This is a genomic window from Mucilaginibacter boryungensis (assembly GCF_015221995.1).
GTDB lineage: Bacteria > Bacteroidota > Bacteroidia > Sphingobacteriales > Sphingobacteriaceae > Mucilaginibacter > Mucilaginibacter boryungensis.
Genome location: NZ_JADFFM010000001.1, coordinates 947,798 through 965,892, shown reverse-complemented (window position 1 = coordinate 965,892; position 18,095 = coordinate 947,798). Strand labels below are relative to the sequence as shown.

15 protein-coding genes are annotated in these 18,095 nt (G+C 43.6%); 10 read left to right on the top strand and 5 right to left on the bottom strand.

Going from position 1 to position 18,095, the window contains the following annotated elements:
• Positions 1-25: 25 nt before the first annotated feature.
• The 3 genes from IRJ18_RS04100 to smpB all read left to right on the top strand — a co-directional run bounded on the left by IRJ18_RS04100 (position 26) and on the right by smpB (position 3,120).
• Entirely contained in the window at positions 26-676 is a 651-nt protein-coding gene (locus IRJ18_RS04100) for a metal-dependent transcriptional regulator (protein WP_194104933.1), read from the top strand.
• A complete protein-coding gene (locus IRJ18_RS04095) occupies positions 673-2,583 on the top strand; it encodes an Nramp family divalent metal transporter (protein ID WP_194104932.1) in 1,911 nt (636 codons plus the stop codon). Before IRJ18_RS04100 ends, IRJ18_RS04095 begins: the two co-directional genes overlap by 4 nt.
• Positions 2,584-2,667: 84 nt before the next feature.
• The gene (gene smpB / locus IRJ18_RS04090) at positions 2,668-3,120 is read left to right on the top strand and encodes an SsrA-binding protein SmpB (protein WP_194104931.1); all 453 of its coding nucleotides are present in this window, start codon (positions 2,668-2,670) and stop codon (positions 3,118-3,120) included.
• A gap of 17 nt (positions 3,121-3,137) precedes the next feature.
• Here the strand turns inward: smpB and IRJ18_RS04085 are convergent, their stop codons facing one another.
• Both IRJ18_RS04085 and IRJ18_RS04080 read right to left on the bottom strand, forming a co-directional pair.
• Positions 3,138-3,356 (bottom strand): hypothetical protein, encoded by a 219-nt coding sequence (locus IRJ18_RS04085; protein WP_194104930.1) that lies wholly within the window; start codon positions 3,354-3,356, stop codon positions 3,138-3,140.
• Between the two features lie 158 nt (positions 3,357-3,514).
• A complete protein-coding gene (locus IRJ18_RS04080; protein ID WP_194104929.1) occupies positions 3,515-4,303 on the bottom strand; it encodes a hypothetical protein in 789 nt (262 codons plus the stop codon).
• Positions 4,304-4,518: 215 nt separating this feature from the next.
• On the opposite strand from IRJ18_RS04080, the gene IRJ18_RS04075 reads away from it, so the two are divergent.
• From IRJ18_RS04075 to IRJ18_RS04045, 7 genes are all read left to right on the top strand, one after another.
• Positions 4,519-5,520 (top strand): metallophosphoesterase family protein, encoded by a 1,002-nt coding sequence (locus tag IRJ18_RS04075; RefSeq protein WP_194104928.1) that lies wholly within the window; start codon positions 4,519-4,521, stop codon positions 5,518-5,520.
• A gap of 26 nt (positions 5,521-5,546) precedes the next feature.
• A complete protein-coding gene (locus tag IRJ18_RS04070) occupies positions 5,547-6,077 on the top strand; it encodes a YceI family protein (RefSeq protein ID WP_194104927.1) in 531 nt (176 codons plus the stop codon).
• A 2-nt stretch (positions 6,078-6,079) separates the two neighbouring features.
• The gene (locus IRJ18_RS04065) at positions 6,080-6,487 is read left to right on the top strand and encodes a c-type cytochrome (RefSeq protein ID WP_194104926.1); all 408 of its coding nucleotides are present in this window, start codon (positions 6,080-6,082) and stop codon (positions 6,485-6,487) included.
• A gap of 49 nt (positions 6,488-6,536) precedes the next feature.
• The gene (locus IRJ18_RS04060) at positions 6,537-7,553 is read left to right on the top strand and encodes a sensor histidine kinase (protein ID WP_194104925.1); all 1,017 of its coding nucleotides are present in this window, start codon (positions 6,537-6,539) and stop codon (positions 7,551-7,553) included.
• Entirely contained in the window at positions 7,550-8,269 is a 720-nt protein-coding gene (locus IRJ18_RS04055) for a LytR/AlgR family response regulator transcription factor (protein WP_194104924.1), read from the top strand. Before IRJ18_RS04060 ends, IRJ18_RS04055 begins: the two co-directional genes overlap by 4 nt.
• 155 nt (positions 8,270-8,424) lie before the next feature.
• Positions 8,425-9,849 (top strand): MmgE/PrpD family protein, encoded by a 1,425-nt coding sequence (locus IRJ18_RS04050; RefSeq protein ID WP_194104923.1) that lies wholly within the window; start codon positions 8,425-8,427, stop codon positions 9,847-9,849.
• A gap of 234 nt (positions 9,850-10,083) precedes the next feature.
• Entirely contained in the window at positions 10,084-11,367 is a 1,284-nt protein-coding gene (locus IRJ18_RS04045) for a glycosyl hydrolase family 8 (protein ID WP_228072542.1), read from the top strand.
• Between the two features lie 28 nt (positions 11,368-11,395).
• Here IRJ18_RS04045 and IRJ18_RS04040 read toward each other — a convergent pair whose 3' ends face one another.
• Genes IRJ18_RS04040 through IRJ18_RS04030 form a run of 3 tightly spaced genes read right to left on the bottom strand, consistent with a single transcriptional unit; the run spans position 11,396 to position 17,995 of the window.
• The gene (locus IRJ18_RS04040) at positions 11,396-13,093 is read right to left on the bottom strand and encodes a glycoside hydrolase family 43 protein (RefSeq protein WP_194104922.1); all 1,698 of its coding nucleotides are present in this window, start codon (positions 13,091-13,093) and stop codon (positions 11,396-11,398) included.
• A gap of 36 nt (positions 13,094-13,129) precedes the next feature.
• Positions 13,130-15,103 carry a family 43 glycosylhydrolase gene (locus tag IRJ18_RS04035; RefSeq protein ID WP_194104921.1) on the bottom strand — a complete coding sequence of 658 codons (1,974 nt, stop codon included), beginning with the start codon at positions 15,101-15,103 and terminating at the stop codon, positions 13,130-13,132.
• An 18-nt stretch (positions 15,104-15,121) separates the two neighbouring features.
• Complete coding sequence (locus IRJ18_RS04030; RefSeq protein WP_228072541.1) at positions 15,122-17,995, bottom strand: glycosyl hydrolase 115 family protein; 2,874 nt, start codon at positions 17,993-17,995, stop codon at positions 15,122-15,124.
• Positions 17,996-18,095 lie beyond the last annotated feature (100 nt).

The following is an 18,095-nucleotide window of genomic DNA, read 5'->3' as shown; positions in this document are numbered from 1 at the left end:
TAAATTTATTGTTAGATTTGTCTTAATGAATACGTTTACCGAGGAAAACTATCTTAAAACCATCTACCATTGCGCATTAGATGCAGGCAGCGCCAGTACCAACCAAATAGCGGCTGCAACTAATACGCGCGCAGCATCGGTTACCGATATGCTGAAAAAACTGGCCGAGAAAAAACTGATCAACTATACTAAATACCAAGGCGTTACCCTCACTGAAGAAGGCGAGAAGATTGCGCTGGGCATTATCCGTAAGCACCGGCTGTGGGAATACTTTTTGGTGGAAAAGCTCGACTTTAAATGGGATGAAGTGCACGAAGTGGCCGAAGAACTGGAACATATTTCATCAACCGAACTGATTGACCGGCTGGACAAGTTTATGGAATACCCTAAGTACGATCCGCATGGCGACCCTATCCCCGATCGCGATGGCCGGTTTAAACGACAGGAACTGAAACCTGTTTCGGCTTTGCTTGTTAACCAAACCGGCGTAGTAGCAGGTGTGGGCGACCATTCTACTGCTTTTTTGCAATACCTGGAAAAAGCGTCCCTGGTATTAGGTACAACTTTAATAGTGGCCGAGATAGTAGATTACGACCATTCGGTGATACTGGAAATAGGAAACAAACGCATAAACATTAGCCGCGAGGTAGCAAAAAATTTACTGGTGGCCATATGACAGAGAAACATACACACGGACAATCATTAGCAAACGTACATAGTTCGGTTGACACGAATAAAGCAACCGGGTGGAAACGCTTACTGGCCTTTATTGGGCCGGCTTATTTAGTAAGCGTGGGCTATATGGACCCGGGCAACTGGGCAACGGATATTGCAGGCGGCAGCGCCTTTGGTTATAAATTGATATGGGTGCTGTTTGCATCAAACTTGATCGCCTTGTTACTGCAATCCCTGGCTGCGCGGTTGGGCATTGTACGCGGGCTCGATCTGGCCCAGGCTTCAAAGCATAATTATCCCCGCTTTGTTAATTTCTGGCTTTACATTTTGGCACAACTGGCTATTATAGCCTGCGATCTGGCCGAGATCATAGGCATGGCTATAGGGTTGAAACTGCTATTTAACCTGCCATTGATATGGGGTGTATCGCTCACTATAACCGATACTGTGCTGATGCTTTGGCTAATGAACAAAGGCATGCGCAAGCTGGAAGGCTTTATCGTATCCATGATATTTATTATCGGCCTTTCATTTTTAATAGAAATGTTTATTGTAAAGCCCGATGTAGTAGAAATAGCTAAAGGCTTTATTCCAGGCAACTTATTCAGTGGCGATAAAATACATCAGCAAATGCTGTATATAGCCATTGGTATTATCGGCGCTACGGTAATGCCGCATAATCTTTATTTGCACTCATCATTAGTGCAAACCCGTAAAATTAACCGTACGGATGAAGGCATCCGCACATCCATCAAATTCAACCTGATAGATACTACCGTTGCCCTTAACCTGGCCTTTTTTGTAAACGCGGCTATACTAATATTGGCGGCGGGCGCATTCTTCCGCAATGGGTATTTCCAGGTGGCCGAGATACAGGATGCTTATAAATTACTGGAACATATATTTGGCGCTACCGCCCCCACTTTGTTTGCCATAGCGCTGATCGCGTCGGGGCAAAGCTCTACCATTACGGGTACGCTTGCCGGCCAGATCATTATGGAAGGCCATATTAACCTGCGTATTGAACCCTGGCTGCGCCGTTTACTTACGCGGTTTTTAGCTATTGTACCCGCAGTTTTCACCATACTGCATTATGGCGATAGCGGCTTGGGCAACCTTATTATTCTAAGCCAGGTAGTATTAAGCCTGCAATTAGGGTTTGCCGTTATTCCGCTTATTCATTTTACATCCGATAAAAAACGGATGGGCAGGTTTGCGATCAGCACCAAAGTAAAAGTAGTTGCCTGGGCAAGCGCTATATTAATTGTATCGTTAAATGCCAAACTGGTTTACGATCAGATTGGGGATTGGTTAACCGGAAACAAAGCAGCTGATATTTACATTTATATTTTTGTGGTACCCATTGTAATTTTTATTGCGCTGCTGCTTGTTTATGTATTTGTACGCCCGTTAATATTTAAGTACAAAGAAACTCCGGTATATGTTCCGCATGGGCTGGCCGAAGTTTTGGATGAAATGGACGCCATTACTTATCATCATATTGGGGTAACTATCGATTTTTCTAAAAACGACCGGGATTCCATTCGCCATGCTTTAATGCAAGGTGGCAAAAAAGCCCGGTACACGCTTATTCATATAGTAGAAACCGCGGGTGCACGCTATCATGGCACCGACGTTATGGACAATGAAACCCAAAGCGATGTAGATAACCTGGACAAATATGTTGATGAGGTTAAAGCGCTGGGGTACCATGCTGTCTCACAAATCGGCTTTGGATTACCTGCTAAGGCAATTACCGCTATTGTGAAAAAAGATGAGATTGACTTTTTGGTAATGGGATCGCACGGACACAAGGTAATTAAGGATCTTATTTATGGTTCTACTGTAGATAAGGTACGTCACAACGTGAATATACCCGTGCTGATTGTTAAGCAGCGGAAGCGTTGATATTATCCTCTTCTTGAGAGGGGGAAGCGTAATTCAGCATGACCACATTTTTTTCGCATATTTGCAATCCCAACAGGAAAAGCGATGAGCAAGGATAACATCTATATCAAGAATAAACAGGCCTATTTCGAATACTTCATATCTGATAAATATGTAGCCGGGATAAAGCTGCTTGGTACCGAAATTAAATCCATCCGCGAAGGTAAAGCCAACCTGAACGATGCTTTTTGCACGTTTATTAACGGCCAGTTATATGTGCGCAACCTCCATATTTCTGAATATACCTTTGGCTCGTTCTACAATCACGAACAAAAGCGCGACCGGGTATTATTGCTTAACAAAAAGGAATTAAAAAAGCTGGAAACCAAAGGCGAGGAAAAAGGCTTTACCATTGTGCCCCTTGCCCTGTTCATTAGCGAGCGCGGTTTTGCCAAGCTGGAAATAGGCTTGGGACAGGGTAAAAAAATGTATGATAAACGCGAAACCATGAAAGAGCGCGACACCAAAGTTGAGATGGACCGCGCTATGAAACGTTAAGCGTTCTTGTAATTAAATCAATCGCCTTTCTTTCCACCAGTCAGCAGTAAAATTATTCCGCCAACTACCAAAATGCCACCGGCATATGGCGGCCAGTTTATGGTATGTTCCTTCTCTGCCGATACCTGTAATGGCCCGGCATCAATTACTTTTTCTTTTTTGGTATAAGTAAAACCTGTCCATACCAGCATTACAATGCCAAGTATTAGTAAAACTGTTCCTATTGTTCTGTTCATATTTAAATTTACCAGTTTAAATAAAAGGTTAAAAGCACCAAAATGTTTTAAAGTAATATTTAAAAGATTTCCGGTTATTTAAATCCTGATGACTGATACCCACACACTTAATAGGCAAGTAAAGAGTAACTGCTCGGGTTAGATAGAAATACAAACAGCTAAAAAGCCCGCCCCCCACCGGTGGAATAGTAAGAAAAAAACTGCCTGCTAAAATTATCAATAGTACCAAATTCCTTTTTAAAAGCGGCTTGAGTTGAATAGCCTTGCTTCATATATGTTAATATGGGCGCTAAATGGTCTTTCTCCTGGTTTATCAGAAAAAAAACAATAGCATAAGCGCCCGCATACAACATTGGGCGTTTGGCTTCGTTAAACCAATCGGTATCCCTATAACTAAAGTAATTGTTAAATGAAAAGTGAAAGATCCTGATACTGTCTCTTACCTGCCGTATCAATTTGCGCTGAGGCATGTACAGTACACGGTCATCGGTGGTTTCAACAAGGTAGCCTAACACAGTGGCCATCCCTTCGTTTAGCCACTTAGGCGCGTTGGGGTAGTTATTACGCAAAAAATTATGACTGGTTTCATGGAACAACGTTTCCATATAATGTTCGCTTTTATACAGATATATCTTATTTTCCATGCCCATATAAAAGCCGTCTATAAAAGTAGTGTGTATCTCGCCCTTCTGCACATCTTTATACTCGCCATGCCTGCCATAAAGGCTTACGTTTATGGTAATGCTATCGTTTTTTGTAGTTTGGAAAACCTGGTTATAAAACGTCGCCTGAAATTTTGCCATTCGGTTCAACAAGGCCAGGTCTTTATCGCTTAAGCTGCTATGGATATAATCGATATGATAGGTTTGCGCGACAGATGCTTTTACAAACAGGCAGCATCCCAAAAAAATAATATAAAATATGCGGACTGGTGCTTTAAGGTTCATGTTGGCGAAAAGGCTTATCAACCCAAATATAACTATTGCTTTAAAAGTTGAAATATACCCATTACCTTTTACCTGTCATATTTTAATTACACAACATTCAAAATCTATATTTCATCAAGTATTTCCGGCACCTCGTGTAAAAAAGTTTGGTAGTAGCGCCTTGTTATCTTCCTTCGTTGCATAATTTATTTTCATCACTTAAAAAGATAAATATTATGAGCGATCAATTTCAACCGGGAGAACCTAATGACCAGGAACAAAAAAACAACGACGGCATAGACCGTCGCGGATTTTTAGAGTGTATGGCCTGGGCCGGCACCGGCGTGCTTTGGATGATGTCGGGCGGTGTTATGAAATCATTCGGGATGAGCCAAATGATTGACAAAACCACCGGCGGGTTAAAACAAGGCCTGGTAATGCCCAAATCCGATTTCAGTTTCGTCCAGATAAGCGACAGTCACATTGGCTTCAGTAAAGCAGCTAACCCCGATGTGGTGGGTACCTTAAATGCTGCTATTGCCAAAATTAACAATATGCCGGTAACCCCATCGTTTGTGCTGCACACCGGCGACCTTTCTCACCTGGCGCAAGCCGATGAATTTGATACGCTGGAACAATCGTTAAAAAGCGTAAAGACCGAGAAAATATTTTACGTTCCCGGCGAGCACGATATGACAGACAATGGCAAGCTATACCTTGAGCGTTTTGGTAAAGGCACCCAAGGCGATGGCTGGTACAGTTTTGATAAGAACGGCGTGCATTTTATAGGATTGAATAACGTAACAAACCATGTGGATGGCGGCTTGGGTTACATTGGCCCTGCACAACTGAAATGGCTGGAAGCTGATCTGAAACCATTATCAAATAGTACCCCTATTGTAGTTTTCGCACACATCCCCCTGTGGGCTATATACCCGCAGTGGGGTTGGGGAACTGATGACAGCGCGCAAGCCCTGGCACTGTTAAAACGCTTTGGGTCGGTATCGGTATTAAACGGTCACATCCACCAAACTATACAAAAAGTAGAGGGGAATATTACCTTCCATACCGCAAACTCAACTGCGTTTCCGCAACCTGCACCAGGCGCTGCACCTGCACCGGGCCCCATGAAGGTACCTGCCGAAAAACTACGTACTATGCTGGGCTTAACCAGTGTAAATTATGTAGAACACAACCATACCCTGGCTATTACAGATACGCCGCTTATACAAGGCTAACATTGCCGGGATAAATAATAACAGTAATGAAAAATATAATTGGATTAATAGTGGTATTGCTTATCGCGAAGGTAAGCTTGCCGCAGTATAAACCTGTCGGTCAGGGCTCGTCGTTAAAATTTACCATTAAAAATTTAGGGTTTAGTGTGGATGGATCTTTTAGCGGCTTTGAGGGGAACATTAATTTCGACCCTCAAAACCCTGCCGGCAGTAATTTTGATGTAACCGTTGATGCCGCTACGGTAAATACCGACAACAGCCTGCGCGATGAGCATTTAAAGGGCGATACTTATTTTGATGTGAAGAATAACCCTCGCATCAGGATGGCATCGAACAAAATTACGGCTGGTAAAAACGGCACCTGCATTTTTAACGGAACGCTAACCATTAAGGGGAAAACAAGACCCGTTAGCTTTCCATTTACCGCTTCGCCGGTTGATGATGGTTTTTTGTTCAAAGGGTCGTTTAAAATGAACCGCAGGGATTTTGACATTGGCGGCACCAGCACCATCTCAAACGAACTTGAAGTAAACCTAAACATAGTCGCAAAAAAATGAAGATGAACAGAAAATTTTCGGTAATTGTGTTGCTTGCAGCTATTGTAGCCATTACGGTGGCTGCAACAACAAAAAAGACGGAGCCTATTAAATATACCAATTTAAAGGTGCTGCCCAAAAACATCAGTTCGCGCGATTTGCAGAGTATTATGACCGACGATTTTGAAGACGGCCTGGGCGTTAGCTGTGGTTTTTGCCACGCCAACGCGGCAGATGGGCACGGCCTTGATTTTGCCAGCGATGCTAAACCTGAAAAGGAGATAGCCCGCAAAATGATGCGCATGACATTAAACATCAATAAAAAATGGTTGGATAATAAACACGCTAAGCTTGGCGATGCTACTTTAATAGTACAATGCACCACCTGTCACAAAGGCCAGCCCTTCCCTGACGGGGCCGAACCTAAGTAGTTTATATAATTTGCTTTTATTACCTTTCTCCTTTTATTAAACCAGTGTATTGAAGCTCAGTAAAATATTATATCATTTTTGTTTTTGGCTGCTGGCCTACTTTTTCTGGATCTTTATTTTCAGGAATGGCACCCTGGTGCTTACGCATACTATTACCATACAGTTTTGCTACCTGGCCTTTATTTCAGCAAACTATTACTTTAACGCACTGTATACCATCCCCCATTTACTTAATAAAAAACGGTATATCAGGTTCGCCGTATTTTTTATATCGGGTATTGTGTTAACGGCACTTATACGGATACCGGTTTCTATGCTGGTTATCACTTACGTTTTTAAAGTTCCACACCCGGTATTTAATTACTTCTCTATTTTCCTTGATTCGTTTATCAATATCCTGTTTTGGGTAGTATGTATACTGGCCGCCAAAATGGTGCTGGAAAAAACCCGGTCGCAGCTTTATATCGAACAAATTGAAAAAGAAAAAGCCACTAACGAGCTTAATTTCCTGCGGGCGCAATTCAATCCGCATTTCCTGTTCAATTCTATTAATTCCATTTACGGGCATATCGATAAGAACAACAAGGATGCGCGCGATATGCTGCTGGTTTTTTCGGAAATGCTACGCTACCAGCTTTATGAATGCAATGTGGAGCAAATTGGCCTGGACAGCGAGATAAACTATATTAAAAACTACATCGCCATACAAAAAGGCCGTATTGATGAACGCATCGTGGTTAACTTCCATACTGATGAAATTAGCGGGCAAGTAATGGTGGCGCCGCTGCTTTTTATCACCTTTATTGAAAACGCGTTTAAATACGTCGGTTTTAACGAGGACAAACAAAACCACATTGATATTTGCCTGAAATACCACGAAGGTAACCTGATATTTAAAGTGTTTAACACTAAGGACGCCTTTGTCAATACCTCCGAAAGATCTTCGGGTTTGGGCATTGCCAATACCAAACGGCGATTGGAGATACTGTACCCTAACCGGCACCAGTTACATATTAGCAACAACAATAATGATTACAAGGTAACTTTAAATTTGTACAACGTATGACACTTAACTGCCTGATAATTGATGATGAACCCATAGCCCGTAAACTGCTACAGGAATATATTGAAGAAACCGATTTTTTGATGTTGATTGGCACTGCCGAAAACCCGCTAAAAGCTACCAGTATAATCAACGACATGCAGGTTGACCTGATATTTTTGGATGTGAACATGCCTAAAATGAACGGGTTTCAATTTTTACGATCGGCGGTAAATTTGCCTATGGTTATTATGACCACCGCTTATGGCCAATACGCGCTTGATGGTTTTGAAATGGCAGTAGTTGATTATTTGGTAAAACCTTTCTCGTTAGGGCGTTTTTTAAAAGCAACAAGAAAGGCCTTAGAGTTAAAAACCCTGCGGGAAAGTACATCAACCGCTAAACGGGCTGATAATGATAGCTTTTATGTAAAGTGCGACGGCAAAATAGAAAAGGTATTGTATGACGAAGTACTTTACGTAGAAGCCATGACCAATTATGTTATTATACACACCACCAAACATAAAAGGATAGTATACTTAACCATTAAGGGTATATTAGAGCAATTACCTGCCGATAAATTTATACAAGTACACAAAAGCTACATTGTTAATATTGATAAGGTCAACACCATTGATGGCCACACACTGCACTTAGGCGATATTAAACTAACCATGAGCTTAAGCTTTGCCGATGAAGTGATGAAACGGATCCTAAACGGCAGGTTTCTGAAAAGGTAGATTTACACATCCACAAGTTAAAGATAGTTAGTTAACTATCACAAATAGCCATGTGCCCTACCTCACAACACAGCCAGTCAAAAAACAAAAAGTGGCCTAAACATGAAAACATCCTGCAGAATACCGGGTTTTGTTGATAACGACAACAGCAACCCATGGAAAAAGAATTGCAAAATTTTCAAATAGCCCGCTTCGCCCTGAATAGTACGCTTGAAGAGATCGGTGCTGAAAATATTGATCAACTGAAAAAACATTTACTGGACGCCCTTGGTTCACTGATCCATGCAACGGGTAAACCTACTATCCATAAATTGGTAAGGCAAATGCGGGTAATAGGCGAAGGCGGCAAATGCAAGGTCCCTTTGCTGGAAAGCCTGCCTTACGACCGTGCAGCGCAGCTTTATACAGCCCTGATCCGTTATCCGGATTTTATGGATAATTTTTTGGGTAAGGAAGCTACCTGCCATCCAAGCGATAATATCGGGCCGTTGCTGGCTGCATCTCAGTTCAAACTCACTTCAGGTAAGGATTTCCTGACCGCTATGGCAGTAGCCTACCAGCTTGAATGCCGCCTGGTACTCGAAATACCTGTGATGAAAGAGGGTATCGATCATACGCTTTTATTAGGCTATTCAATTACCGCCGGCCTATCCCGGTTACTGGGCCTTACGGTAGAACAAACCGCCCATGCGCTGGGTATTACTGGTTGTTCTATCAGCCCTATAGTAACCAGCAGGGCATCTTATACTTATGAATGGAAAGGCCTCGCTTCATCTATGGACGCGCTGGATTGTATGGGCATTGTTCTGTTGGCCAGGGAAGGCATGACCGGCCCGATAGCCATATTTGAAGGGCCAAAGGGCTTTGATGAGGTATTTGGCATGAAACTGGATTATGACTGGAACAAAGAAACGTTTGAACTAATTCATAGGTGCATACTGAAAAAGTACAATGTTGAAGTGCATGCCCAGGCAAGTATTGAAGGGATAGATGACCTTCGGAAAACTCATTCATTTACAGCAGCCGATATTAAAAGTATCGACATCACTACTTTCCTGACCGCTTATCACATCATCGGTTCCGGCGCTTATGGTGACCGTCAAGTGGTGGAAAGCAAAGAACAGGCCGATCATAGTTTATTTTATGCAGCCGCGGTATTACTCCTGGATGGCGAAATTTACCCCGGGCAATATGAACCTGAACGGATCAATAAGCCGGATGTACAGCAGCTGCTGCGTAAGGTATCTGTTAGCACAGGCTTCCCGCTGCACGAGCCGGTTACCGTTGCCGGTATATTAGACCCCTATACAATTGCCTATCCCGATAAAATGCGCGCTAAAATAAAAATTGACTTGCAGGACGGAAGCACGCTAACTTGTGAAAAAGAAGACTATCATGGCTTTTTCACCCGGCCCTTCAGTTGGGAAGACACTATCGTAAAATTTAAAAGGCTTGCTTCCGGAGTGATAAGCGAAGATTTACAGGAGCAGTTTATTGATATAGTTAAAACGCTGGACAACCAGCCGGATATGAGCATTTTAACTGATCTGATCAGCCGGATACAACATACAAGCGGGTAATTCTTTAGTCTACCATGCAATAGTCGTAACATTTCGTTCTATTAATAGCACTAATGTTTAAACGACGCTGTTTTTGGCCTTTACGCTATTTTTTAAAGTAATTTCTTTTGTAGGTTTAAGATCGTAAACTTTAATCAGCTATGCTGATCATCGCAAAATTTTAGTCTTTGGCTATATAATCGGGACTATAGTTTTGTAGTTGACAACTGTAAAGTATAGCCTCTTTTACCTGCTATGAGAAAATTCAATCATATCGCTAACTATCTAATAATGCTTGTTGTTGGGAGTGTACCAGCTTTTGCCCAGTCAAAATATAACAACGGTAGCGGTGCATTTGCAACCGGTAAATACCGAAATCTTTTTAAGGAGGAAGGCCATTCGGCCAAAGAAATAGATGCAAAAATTAAAGCAGGTTTTAAACAGTTGTTTTTCGGGGAACCGGATAGCGAGGCAGTGTATTTTCCTGTAGGAAAAAACGCCAATGGGCCGCTGGCCTATATTAGTGATGTGCCGCATAACGATATCCGGTCAGAGGGGATGTCCTACGGTATGATGATTGCCGTCCAGTTAAATAAAAAAACGGTATTTGATGCCCTGTGGAATTATGCCATCACCAATATGTATATCAGTGCAAAAGAACATCCGTCTGAAGGGTATTTTTCATGGTCGCTTAAGCGGGACGGCCAGCCTAACGCAGAATCGCCCGCGCCTGATGGAGAGGAATATTTTGTCACTGCACTATATTTCGCTTCCGGACGTTGGGGAAATGGGAGCGGCATCTACAATTATCATGCATGGGCGGATAAGATACTTACAGCCATGCGGCATCATCCGCTTAAAAAGGGGCTAACCAAATTTGGGCCACGCACCATTGGCAATATGGTTAATGAAGAAAAAAAAATGATCCGTTTTGTCCCGGCTACCGAAACCGGCGGATTTTCCGACCCTTCTTACCATCTGCCGCATTTTTATGAGCTTTGGGCACGTTGGGGGCCAACCGAAGACCGGGATTTTTGGTACGCCGCTGCAGATTCAAGCCGTGCATTTTTTACTAAGGCCACCAATCCATCAACAGGTTTAGCGCCTGATTATGCCAATTTTGATGGCACCCCCGTTGTTATCAGATGGAATAAGCATGCTGCCGATTTTTCTTTTGATGCCTGGCGTGTAGCCAGCAACTGGTCGGTAGATTGGCTTTGGTTTAAAAAAACGCCGGAAGAACAATTGTTAAGCGATCGTATCCAAGCTTTCTTTGCTTCAAAAGGATTAGCTACTTATGGCTGCCAGTTTACACTGGATGGGATACAGCAACTGGACAGCCGGCATGCCAGCGGCCTGGTGGCCACAAACGCGGTTGCAAGCCTTGCCGCGAAACAGCCCCTATCCCAAAAATATGTCGCCGCATTGTGGGACCAGCCGGTGCCGCAAAAATTGGTTGAACGATATTATGATGGTTTACTTTATATCATGAGTTTATTGCATTGCAGCGGAAACTATAAAATTTACCCACCCAAATAATAGCTTATTAATTAGTGGCGGGTAAGTTTTATTTGAATAACTTATCGTTGTAAACCGGGTCGTGCCCATCGTAGGATAACCATTTAAATGAGGCTTTTGATGCTGAACCTACACCCGATGAGGTAGCATATAAGCCAAAAAGGCACCCTGTAAAACCTCCAGCTTCGTGTGTACTTACAAACTTAGCATCAACATTATCTTTCAGCAACTTCCACTCATTTGGCTTAGTTGCAAAGCGGAAACTATATGTTTGCCCTTCTGCATTAATTTGTAACCAAAGTTTTTCAGAGGCCCGGGTCAACAGGGTTTGCGCAAGCAGGTCCATCTTTTTCGTCTCGGGGTTACTTTTATATAACTGCACCACGGGCCGATCTTTTTCAACCGATTTACAGATAAAATAAAAGTGAAGTTCATCCTGAAACACTGTTAATCCCGCTTTTTCGTTATCCCCTGCAGCTGTAAAACTAAGTGCTGTCGTCGTATTACAATTAAGGTGCTGTTGCCTTTTGCCTAAAAAGGATGGGCTTCCAGTCCCCATGCAGGTTTCGGGTTTAAGGTTAAAGGTTAATCCATCCTTTTTACTTATCGTAAAACTTAAACTATCGCAGGTCCTTAAAAACAGCAGGGATGGGTCTATGCCATTTTCAAAAGATAAAGTATAACGGAAATTACCGCTTTGCGGCAGGGCCTTTTTTTGCTTAACTTCTTTATATGGTGCATGGTAACTATACTTAACAACAGCATTGTGTGGATTAATAACGGGCCATTCGTTTCTCCATTCAACTGGCGCAATAAAAGTTTCGCGCCCCGTATTATAAAAATCATCCTGATACAGCCTTACTGCCAAAAAAATGGCGTATGTCTTTCCATCAGGACCTTGAACAAACTGTGCATGCCCGGCAGACGTTATTGGATATTTCCTATCGGCAGGCAAATTCCGTTGTGTCAGGATGGGGTTTTCCGCATATGGAACGTATGGGCCCAGCGCAGAATGGCTCCGGAAAACAACTTCGGAATGATTAACCGAAGTCCCCCCTTCCGCTGCATACAGATAATACCAGTTATTCACTTTCATGATATGCGGCCCTTCTATCCATACCGGTTTTTTAGTGATGTCCACACCGCCGTTAACCAGCGTTGTTTCCTCTCCCACCACTTTCAATCCTATCGGGTCAAACTCATAAATTCTAATGGTTCTGTGCCCCGGGTAAAGGGGTTTAAAACCAGGAGGGTCGCTGTTATATAGGATATAGGCTTTATTATCATCAAAAAACAGGGAGGGATCGATCCCCCTGACTTGCGGCAGCCAAAGCGGATCGCTCCAGGGCCCTGCGGGGTTTTTGGCTGTGACAACAAAATTGCCTTTATGGTCTATCAAGGTACAGGTAAGATAATAGGTCCCTTTATAATAAGCAATTGCCGGGGCAAAAAGCCCCCTGGTTATCCTATCGCCCAGGAAATTCATTTGAGTGGTACGGCTGATCACATTTCCAATTTGCTTCCAATTCTTTAGATCCTTGCTGTGGAAAATAGGTATACCAGGAAAATAGGAAAACGTAGAATTGACAAGATAATAATCTGTCCCTACCTGCACAACGCTTGGATCGGGATAAAACCCTGTTAAAATGGGGTTAACGAGCGTGGTTTGCTGGGCTATGGCCACCGTACCGCTTAATAATAAATACCCGAATATTAAGATTAAAACCCTGCTGCCTGTTCTTATCATATTATATATACTATTTGTGAATTAAGTAATGTTCATTTAAATTTTAGGCCCTGCCGAAAACGTGAACCAGTTTAAATTCATCAGTTCCCCCTCTCCGCCAATGAACTTTAGCGTAAGCTGGTGCCGCCCTATTAACGGTTGAATTGGTGCGGTTAGGGTTTGGTAATGCTGCCAATTACCTGTCGTAGCCACACTGACAGCAGTAAGTGGCGTATTTAAATTCCCATCCAGATAAACTTCTATACGGCCGGGAGATAACTGCCGGTTTGATGCAACCCTGAAATGCATAAACCGCTGCCCTTTGCCAAAATCTATCTGGTTATAAACCAACCGGCTTCCGTTAACTATTTTGGTGATACATTGATCTTTCCCTGTCACCGTATCATGGCACCAGCCGGTTTTAGCCAAGTGTATTTCATCGTACATTTCAGCTTCTATAATTGCATCGGCCCGAAACAGATCAGGCGGCCCCTGTCTGGTCCGCATACGGAACCAGTCGATATCCACAAAGCCACCAATTTGTTTAGTAGCATAATTAAACAATGCGAAGCGGTTACCTGTAAATATTTTAAGGCTGAACGCCATAGTTAGTTGGTTGCCCAGCGGCTTAAAGTCCCTATTGTTGAAACTGTATGAAAATGTCGCCAGGTCTTTAGTGGTTACGGCGGTTGCCCTTAAAAATATTTTATCGCGCTTATCAATATCAACGCTGTCTATTTGTTTACCGTTGTTTATCATAATAATCTTAAAACCCTTGTCTGTTCTGCGGGCCGCTATGCTGGCGTAGGGCTTTTGAAATACTGCTAAACCGCACATATCACCATCTTTCATACCACTAAGGGCGAAAGCGGCCACAGCTGTTGACGAGGGCCCAAAGATTCGTTGGGTTAATGTATTCCTTGCCATTGGAAGGCTGTCCGTGATCTTAGCCGTGGTCAATCTTAAAAACCCTTTATGCTCCGCCAGCGACCACGACCTTTCATCCGGGTTGTGGTTCCACGACCATTGCAACCCCAATGTTTTATCATTAAACTCATCGCTTGTTGGCAACGTTTTAACCGGCCAGGTTTTACCCACATCTGGTTTTTTATAGGTTACTACAGCACGCCCGTTTATACCAACCATTGGCCAGCCATCAGTCCAGGTAACTGGTTGCAAAGTCGGCACACGCCCCACCCCGACACGATCCTGAAAAATAACACTCCACCACTGCCCTATCTGGGTCTCGACCAAAGCCCCCTGGTGCACCCCCATACCCGTAAGGTTCATATCATCCTTTAACACTACTTTCTCTTCATAAGGGCCGTAAATACTTTTCGATCTCAGGCATACCTGGTAGCCATCTGCCCCACCATAGGTAGCATAGATATAATAAAGACCGTTAATTTTATAAACATGGCTGCCTTCAAGGCCGGGGCGCGCTACTTTGCTATATATCAGGCTATCCTTTCCAATTGGCGCAAAATTTTCATCCAGTTGTGTTAGCGATAATGTGGAATAGCCATGCACTACATATATTTTGCCGTCATCGTCAAAAAAAAGTCCGGGGTCATGAAAACCCCTCGGTAATTTACGTGTCGTCCATGGGCCTTCCGCCCGTGTGGCTGTACTTAAAAACCCGCCTTCATCATTGGTTTTAAAAAGCAGGTAAAACTTACCGTTCCGGTATCGCATACTGGTTGCCCATTGCCCGTGGCCATAACGGTTCCCACCCTCCATATTATATGCAGGATGCATATCAAACCGCTGAACAGCATTGGCCGCATATTCCCAGTTCACCAGGTCTTTAGATCTCATAACAGGTACACCCGGTAAGTAAAACATCGTTGTGGTAACCATGTAATAAGTATCGTCTACACGGATTACGTCATTGTCCGGAAAATCGGCCCATATTACGGGGTTGGTGTATGTCCCGTTTTGGTTATCGGATTGCTGTGCAAAGCCTCGGCCAATACCTACCATCAGCAATACCAGGCAATAAAGTGCATTACAAAAAGCCTTTCTTTTCATCAAATAATTAATGCAATGTTAGCGCCTGAAACTTTCGGGAGGGCCTAAATAACTGGGTTTTACACCTTCCCCTGTACCCAGTACAATTTTTTCTAGCACAGCCCCGGGGCTTTCCATCCATACTTTTATAATGTGGGGCCCTGCTTTTGTAACATGATGGCTGGTGGTAATTATATTAATGTTTCCCGAAACCGCCTGGTCCCATACCTTGGGGTTAAGATCGGCATTAACAGGCATTAAACGGGGAAGCTCATCATCTATGGAAACCGCATAGCGTAAGGATTTATCCGGTGTGAAATCAATCGTGGGGGCAAGGTATGTGCTTATGGTAACGGTTCCGGTATCGGCCAGTTTTACCGCATACTCGAGATGCGGTTTTACATTGACAGGTTGCTTTACCGGTGCCGGGCCATAGGCCAGTGTCATTGCCGATGCGGTACGCCCGTAGTCGGGCAACAGCATCCAGTGATAGGTTTGACCAGCTATTGCTTTCTGATAATGGGTAGCCTCGATAGAAACATACGGATCTGTTTGAATGAAGCCTTTAAAACCGCCCGGGGTTATTCTGACAAGATTTACACCTACCGTTACTTTAGTGCCGTCCGAACCGCTAATTTTCAGGTCGGCTGCGGCCTTGCCTGCCGGTAGCTTCTGCCAATCTATGCTGACCCATATCCGTCGCTGTTTATCTATTTTGCCCGCATAAGCATCAAGTTTGATATATCCGGGGGCCTCTATCTTATAACTTACTGGCTTGGTCCCGTGGTTAAATAGTTCGATAAAGTGTTTGCTGTTCTGTAAATTATCAAACTGAGGTAAACGGGGTGTACTATTAGCACGCGGCCACCAGTCTGTTGATCCTTCCACCGCAACCCCTAAGGCTGCTTCATTCGGAACGGTTATTTTGGTTACCTCAGGCATTATATTCGTCCTGGGTTCCTGCCAGGATGTGTACCCAATATGCGTTTGATCCATCATATGGCTCCATTTGCCACCGGCAAGTTGGGTGTTATAGTATTTGGATATCTCCGCATCCTTTAAAAAAAGGTCGTTGGCTTTCCCGGCCGTTTCGTTGGTAGCCGCCCGACCTTGCTGCGCATATAATCTGTTTAACGCTACCGTATAATACATTTCATAAAGATTGGCCATTGCCGAAACAGGGTGTAATATCAGTTCATAATAAGCATCCTTATACTCGGGCGATATTTGCTTGTATATTGAACCGGCCAGCACATTCAATTGGCGATATTCGCTAACCACACGTTCAAATTCATTATAGTTAGTAAGGCTGTAGGTGCGTTCGTTCAATAATTCGGGTTTGCGCCTGCCATTGTACTTGGTATAGGTAGAAAGTATCCTGGCAATTTGGGCAGCATAACGCTTGCCAAACTGTTGTTCTGCCCAGTTAATAGTATATTTTTGTAAATCATTAGCGCCAATTTTATCAGGGTTCCAGGCATAATCTAAAAAAAAGGAAATAGGGAATTCCATAGGTTTCAGGTCGCCTACATTCACTATCCATACTTGGTTAACATGATGCTGATAGGCCAGGTGCATTTGCTCCCAAACCTTGGTTATAGGGTTTGTATTTATCCATTTATAATTACGCGGCCCCCCAACGTAATCAAAGTGATAATAAATACCATACCCACCTCTGCGTGGCTTTTCAGTAATGGCTGGTAGCTTTCGGATGTTTCCCCAATTATCGTCGCACAGCAGTAAAGTAATATCATCGGGCACCCGCATACCCTGGTCATAATATTCCTGCACTTCCTTATACAAAGCCCATAGCTGTGGCGTGCGTTCTGCCGGTTTTCCTGTCACCGAAGCTATGATGTTACGCTGGTCTGCTACTATTTTTTCCAGCAAAGCTATATTTGTCCCTTCAGTCATAGCCATGTCGCCGTCCCCCCGCATGCCAACGGTTACAATTGTTTCAGCGTTGCCCATATTTTCAATCCCTTTCCGCCAGAAATCACGCAATACCTCTCCGTTTTTATTATAATCCCAGGCACCGGTCCCATACCGCTTCCATTCTTGCTGTGCGCGGTCCATTGGTTCATGGTGCGACGTCCCCATCACAATACCGTAATCATCGGCTGTTTTACGGTTTAAGGGGTCATCGTCGTTAAAAGCATTCCCCCACATGGCTGGCCACAGATAATTGCCCTTCAAACGCAGGATCAGTTCAAACATCTTTGCATACATTACATGATTGAGGCCGCCAAACTTCTGCCTTGCCCAGCCTGAGAAAGCAGGGGCCTCATCATTAATAAAAATGCCGCGATATTTTACCGCAGGCTCGCCCCTGCTGTGGCGTCCCGCAAGCACATAAAGTTTATCCTGATGCGGTATTGGTACATCGGCCCAGTAGTACCATGGAGATACCCCTATTTGTGCCGACAGGTCATAAATGCCGTAAATTGTACCGCGCTTATCGCTTCCGGCAATTACCAGGGCGCGGTCAACCCCGGGCATTGGTTTGTCTATCACCATTATCAAAAATGTTTCCCATTTGCCTTTAATATTCCCCACATCTAATTTTTTCATAGCTATCAGATGGTCAATTAAAGATGATTTCCCGATAGTGCCTATCAGAACAACCTGTTTGCCCGATGGCTTTGCTGTTGTAAAAACTGGTTCTTTGTTGGTTACGGCTGCAATATCATGCTGCAGATCTTTAGCTGCACGGAGCACTCCGGGAAAATCATCCTCGCTGGCATAAACAGGGGCAGAAACCTGGTTAACCGATAGTGGAAACGCGTTGCTACCGGGATATCGGCTAATATAAGAGGTATCAGGGGTTGCCAAACAGCGCATGCTGGCAAACAGCAGCAGCAATGCGGTGAATGGTAAGTACACAGGAATCTTGTTGCGAATAATTGCTGACATAAGAAGATCGAAATAATTGGTAATCGTACGGCACTATCATTGGTTACCTTAAAAATAGATGCCGGGAAAATGCTAAGTTCAACAGATATTGTTATTTCGT

Bases quoted from the DNA above. Each gene is read 5' to 3' on its own strand.
- IRJ18_RS04085 (WP_194104930.1), bottom strand. From the start codon at position 3,356: ATGAACAGAACAATAGGAACAGTTTTACTAATACTTGGCATTGTAATG.
- IRJ18_RS04040 (WP_194104922.1), bottom strand. From the start codon at position 13,093: ATGATAAGAACAGGCAGCAGGGTTTTAATCTTAATATTCGGGTATTTA.
- IRJ18_RS04050 (WP_194104923.1), top strand. From the start codon at position 8,425: ATGGAAAAAGAATTGCAAAATTTTCAAATAGCCCGCTTCGCCCTGAAT.
- IRJ18_RS04070 (WP_194104927.1), top strand. From the start codon at position 5,547: ATGAAAAATATAATTGGATTAATAGTGGTATTGCTTATCGCGAAGGTA.
- IRJ18_RS04095 (WP_194104932.1), top strand. From the start codon at position 673: ATGACAGAGAAACATACACACGGACAATCATTAGCAAACGTACATAGT.
- IRJ18_RS04045 (WP_228072542.1), top strand. From the start codon at position 10,084: ATGAGAAAATTCAATCATATCGCTAACTATCTAATAATGCTTGTTGTT.
- IRJ18_RS04030 (WP_228072541.1), bottom strand. From the start codon at position 17,995: ATGTCAGCAATTATTCGCAACAAGATTCCTGTGTACTTACCATTCACC.
- IRJ18_RS04065 (WP_194104926.1), top strand. From the start codon at position 6,080: ATGAACAGAAAATTTTCGGTAATTGTGTTGCTTGCAGCTATTGTAGCC.
- IRJ18_RS04075 (WP_194104928.1), top strand. From the start codon at position 4,519: ATGAGCGATCAATTTCAACCGGGAGAACCTAATGACCAGGAACAAAAA.
- smpB (WP_194104931.1), top strand. From the start codon at position 2,668: ATGAGCAAGGATAACATCTATATCAAGAATAAACAGGCCTATTTCGAA.
- IRJ18_RS04055 (WP_194104924.1), top strand. From the start codon at position 7,550: ATGACACTTAACTGCCTGATAATTGATGATGAACCCATAGCCCGTAAA.
- IRJ18_RS04035 (WP_194104921.1), bottom strand. From the start codon at position 15,103: ATGAAAAGAAAGGCTTTTTGTAATGCACTTTATTGCCTGGTATTGCTG.
- IRJ18_RS04100 (WP_194104933.1), top strand. From the start codon at position 26: ATGAATACGTTTACCGAGGAAAACTATCTTAAAACCATCTACCATTGC.
- IRJ18_RS04080 (WP_194104929.1), bottom strand. From the start codon at position 4,303: ATGAACCTTAAAGCACCAGTCCGCATATTTTATATTATTTTTTTGGGA.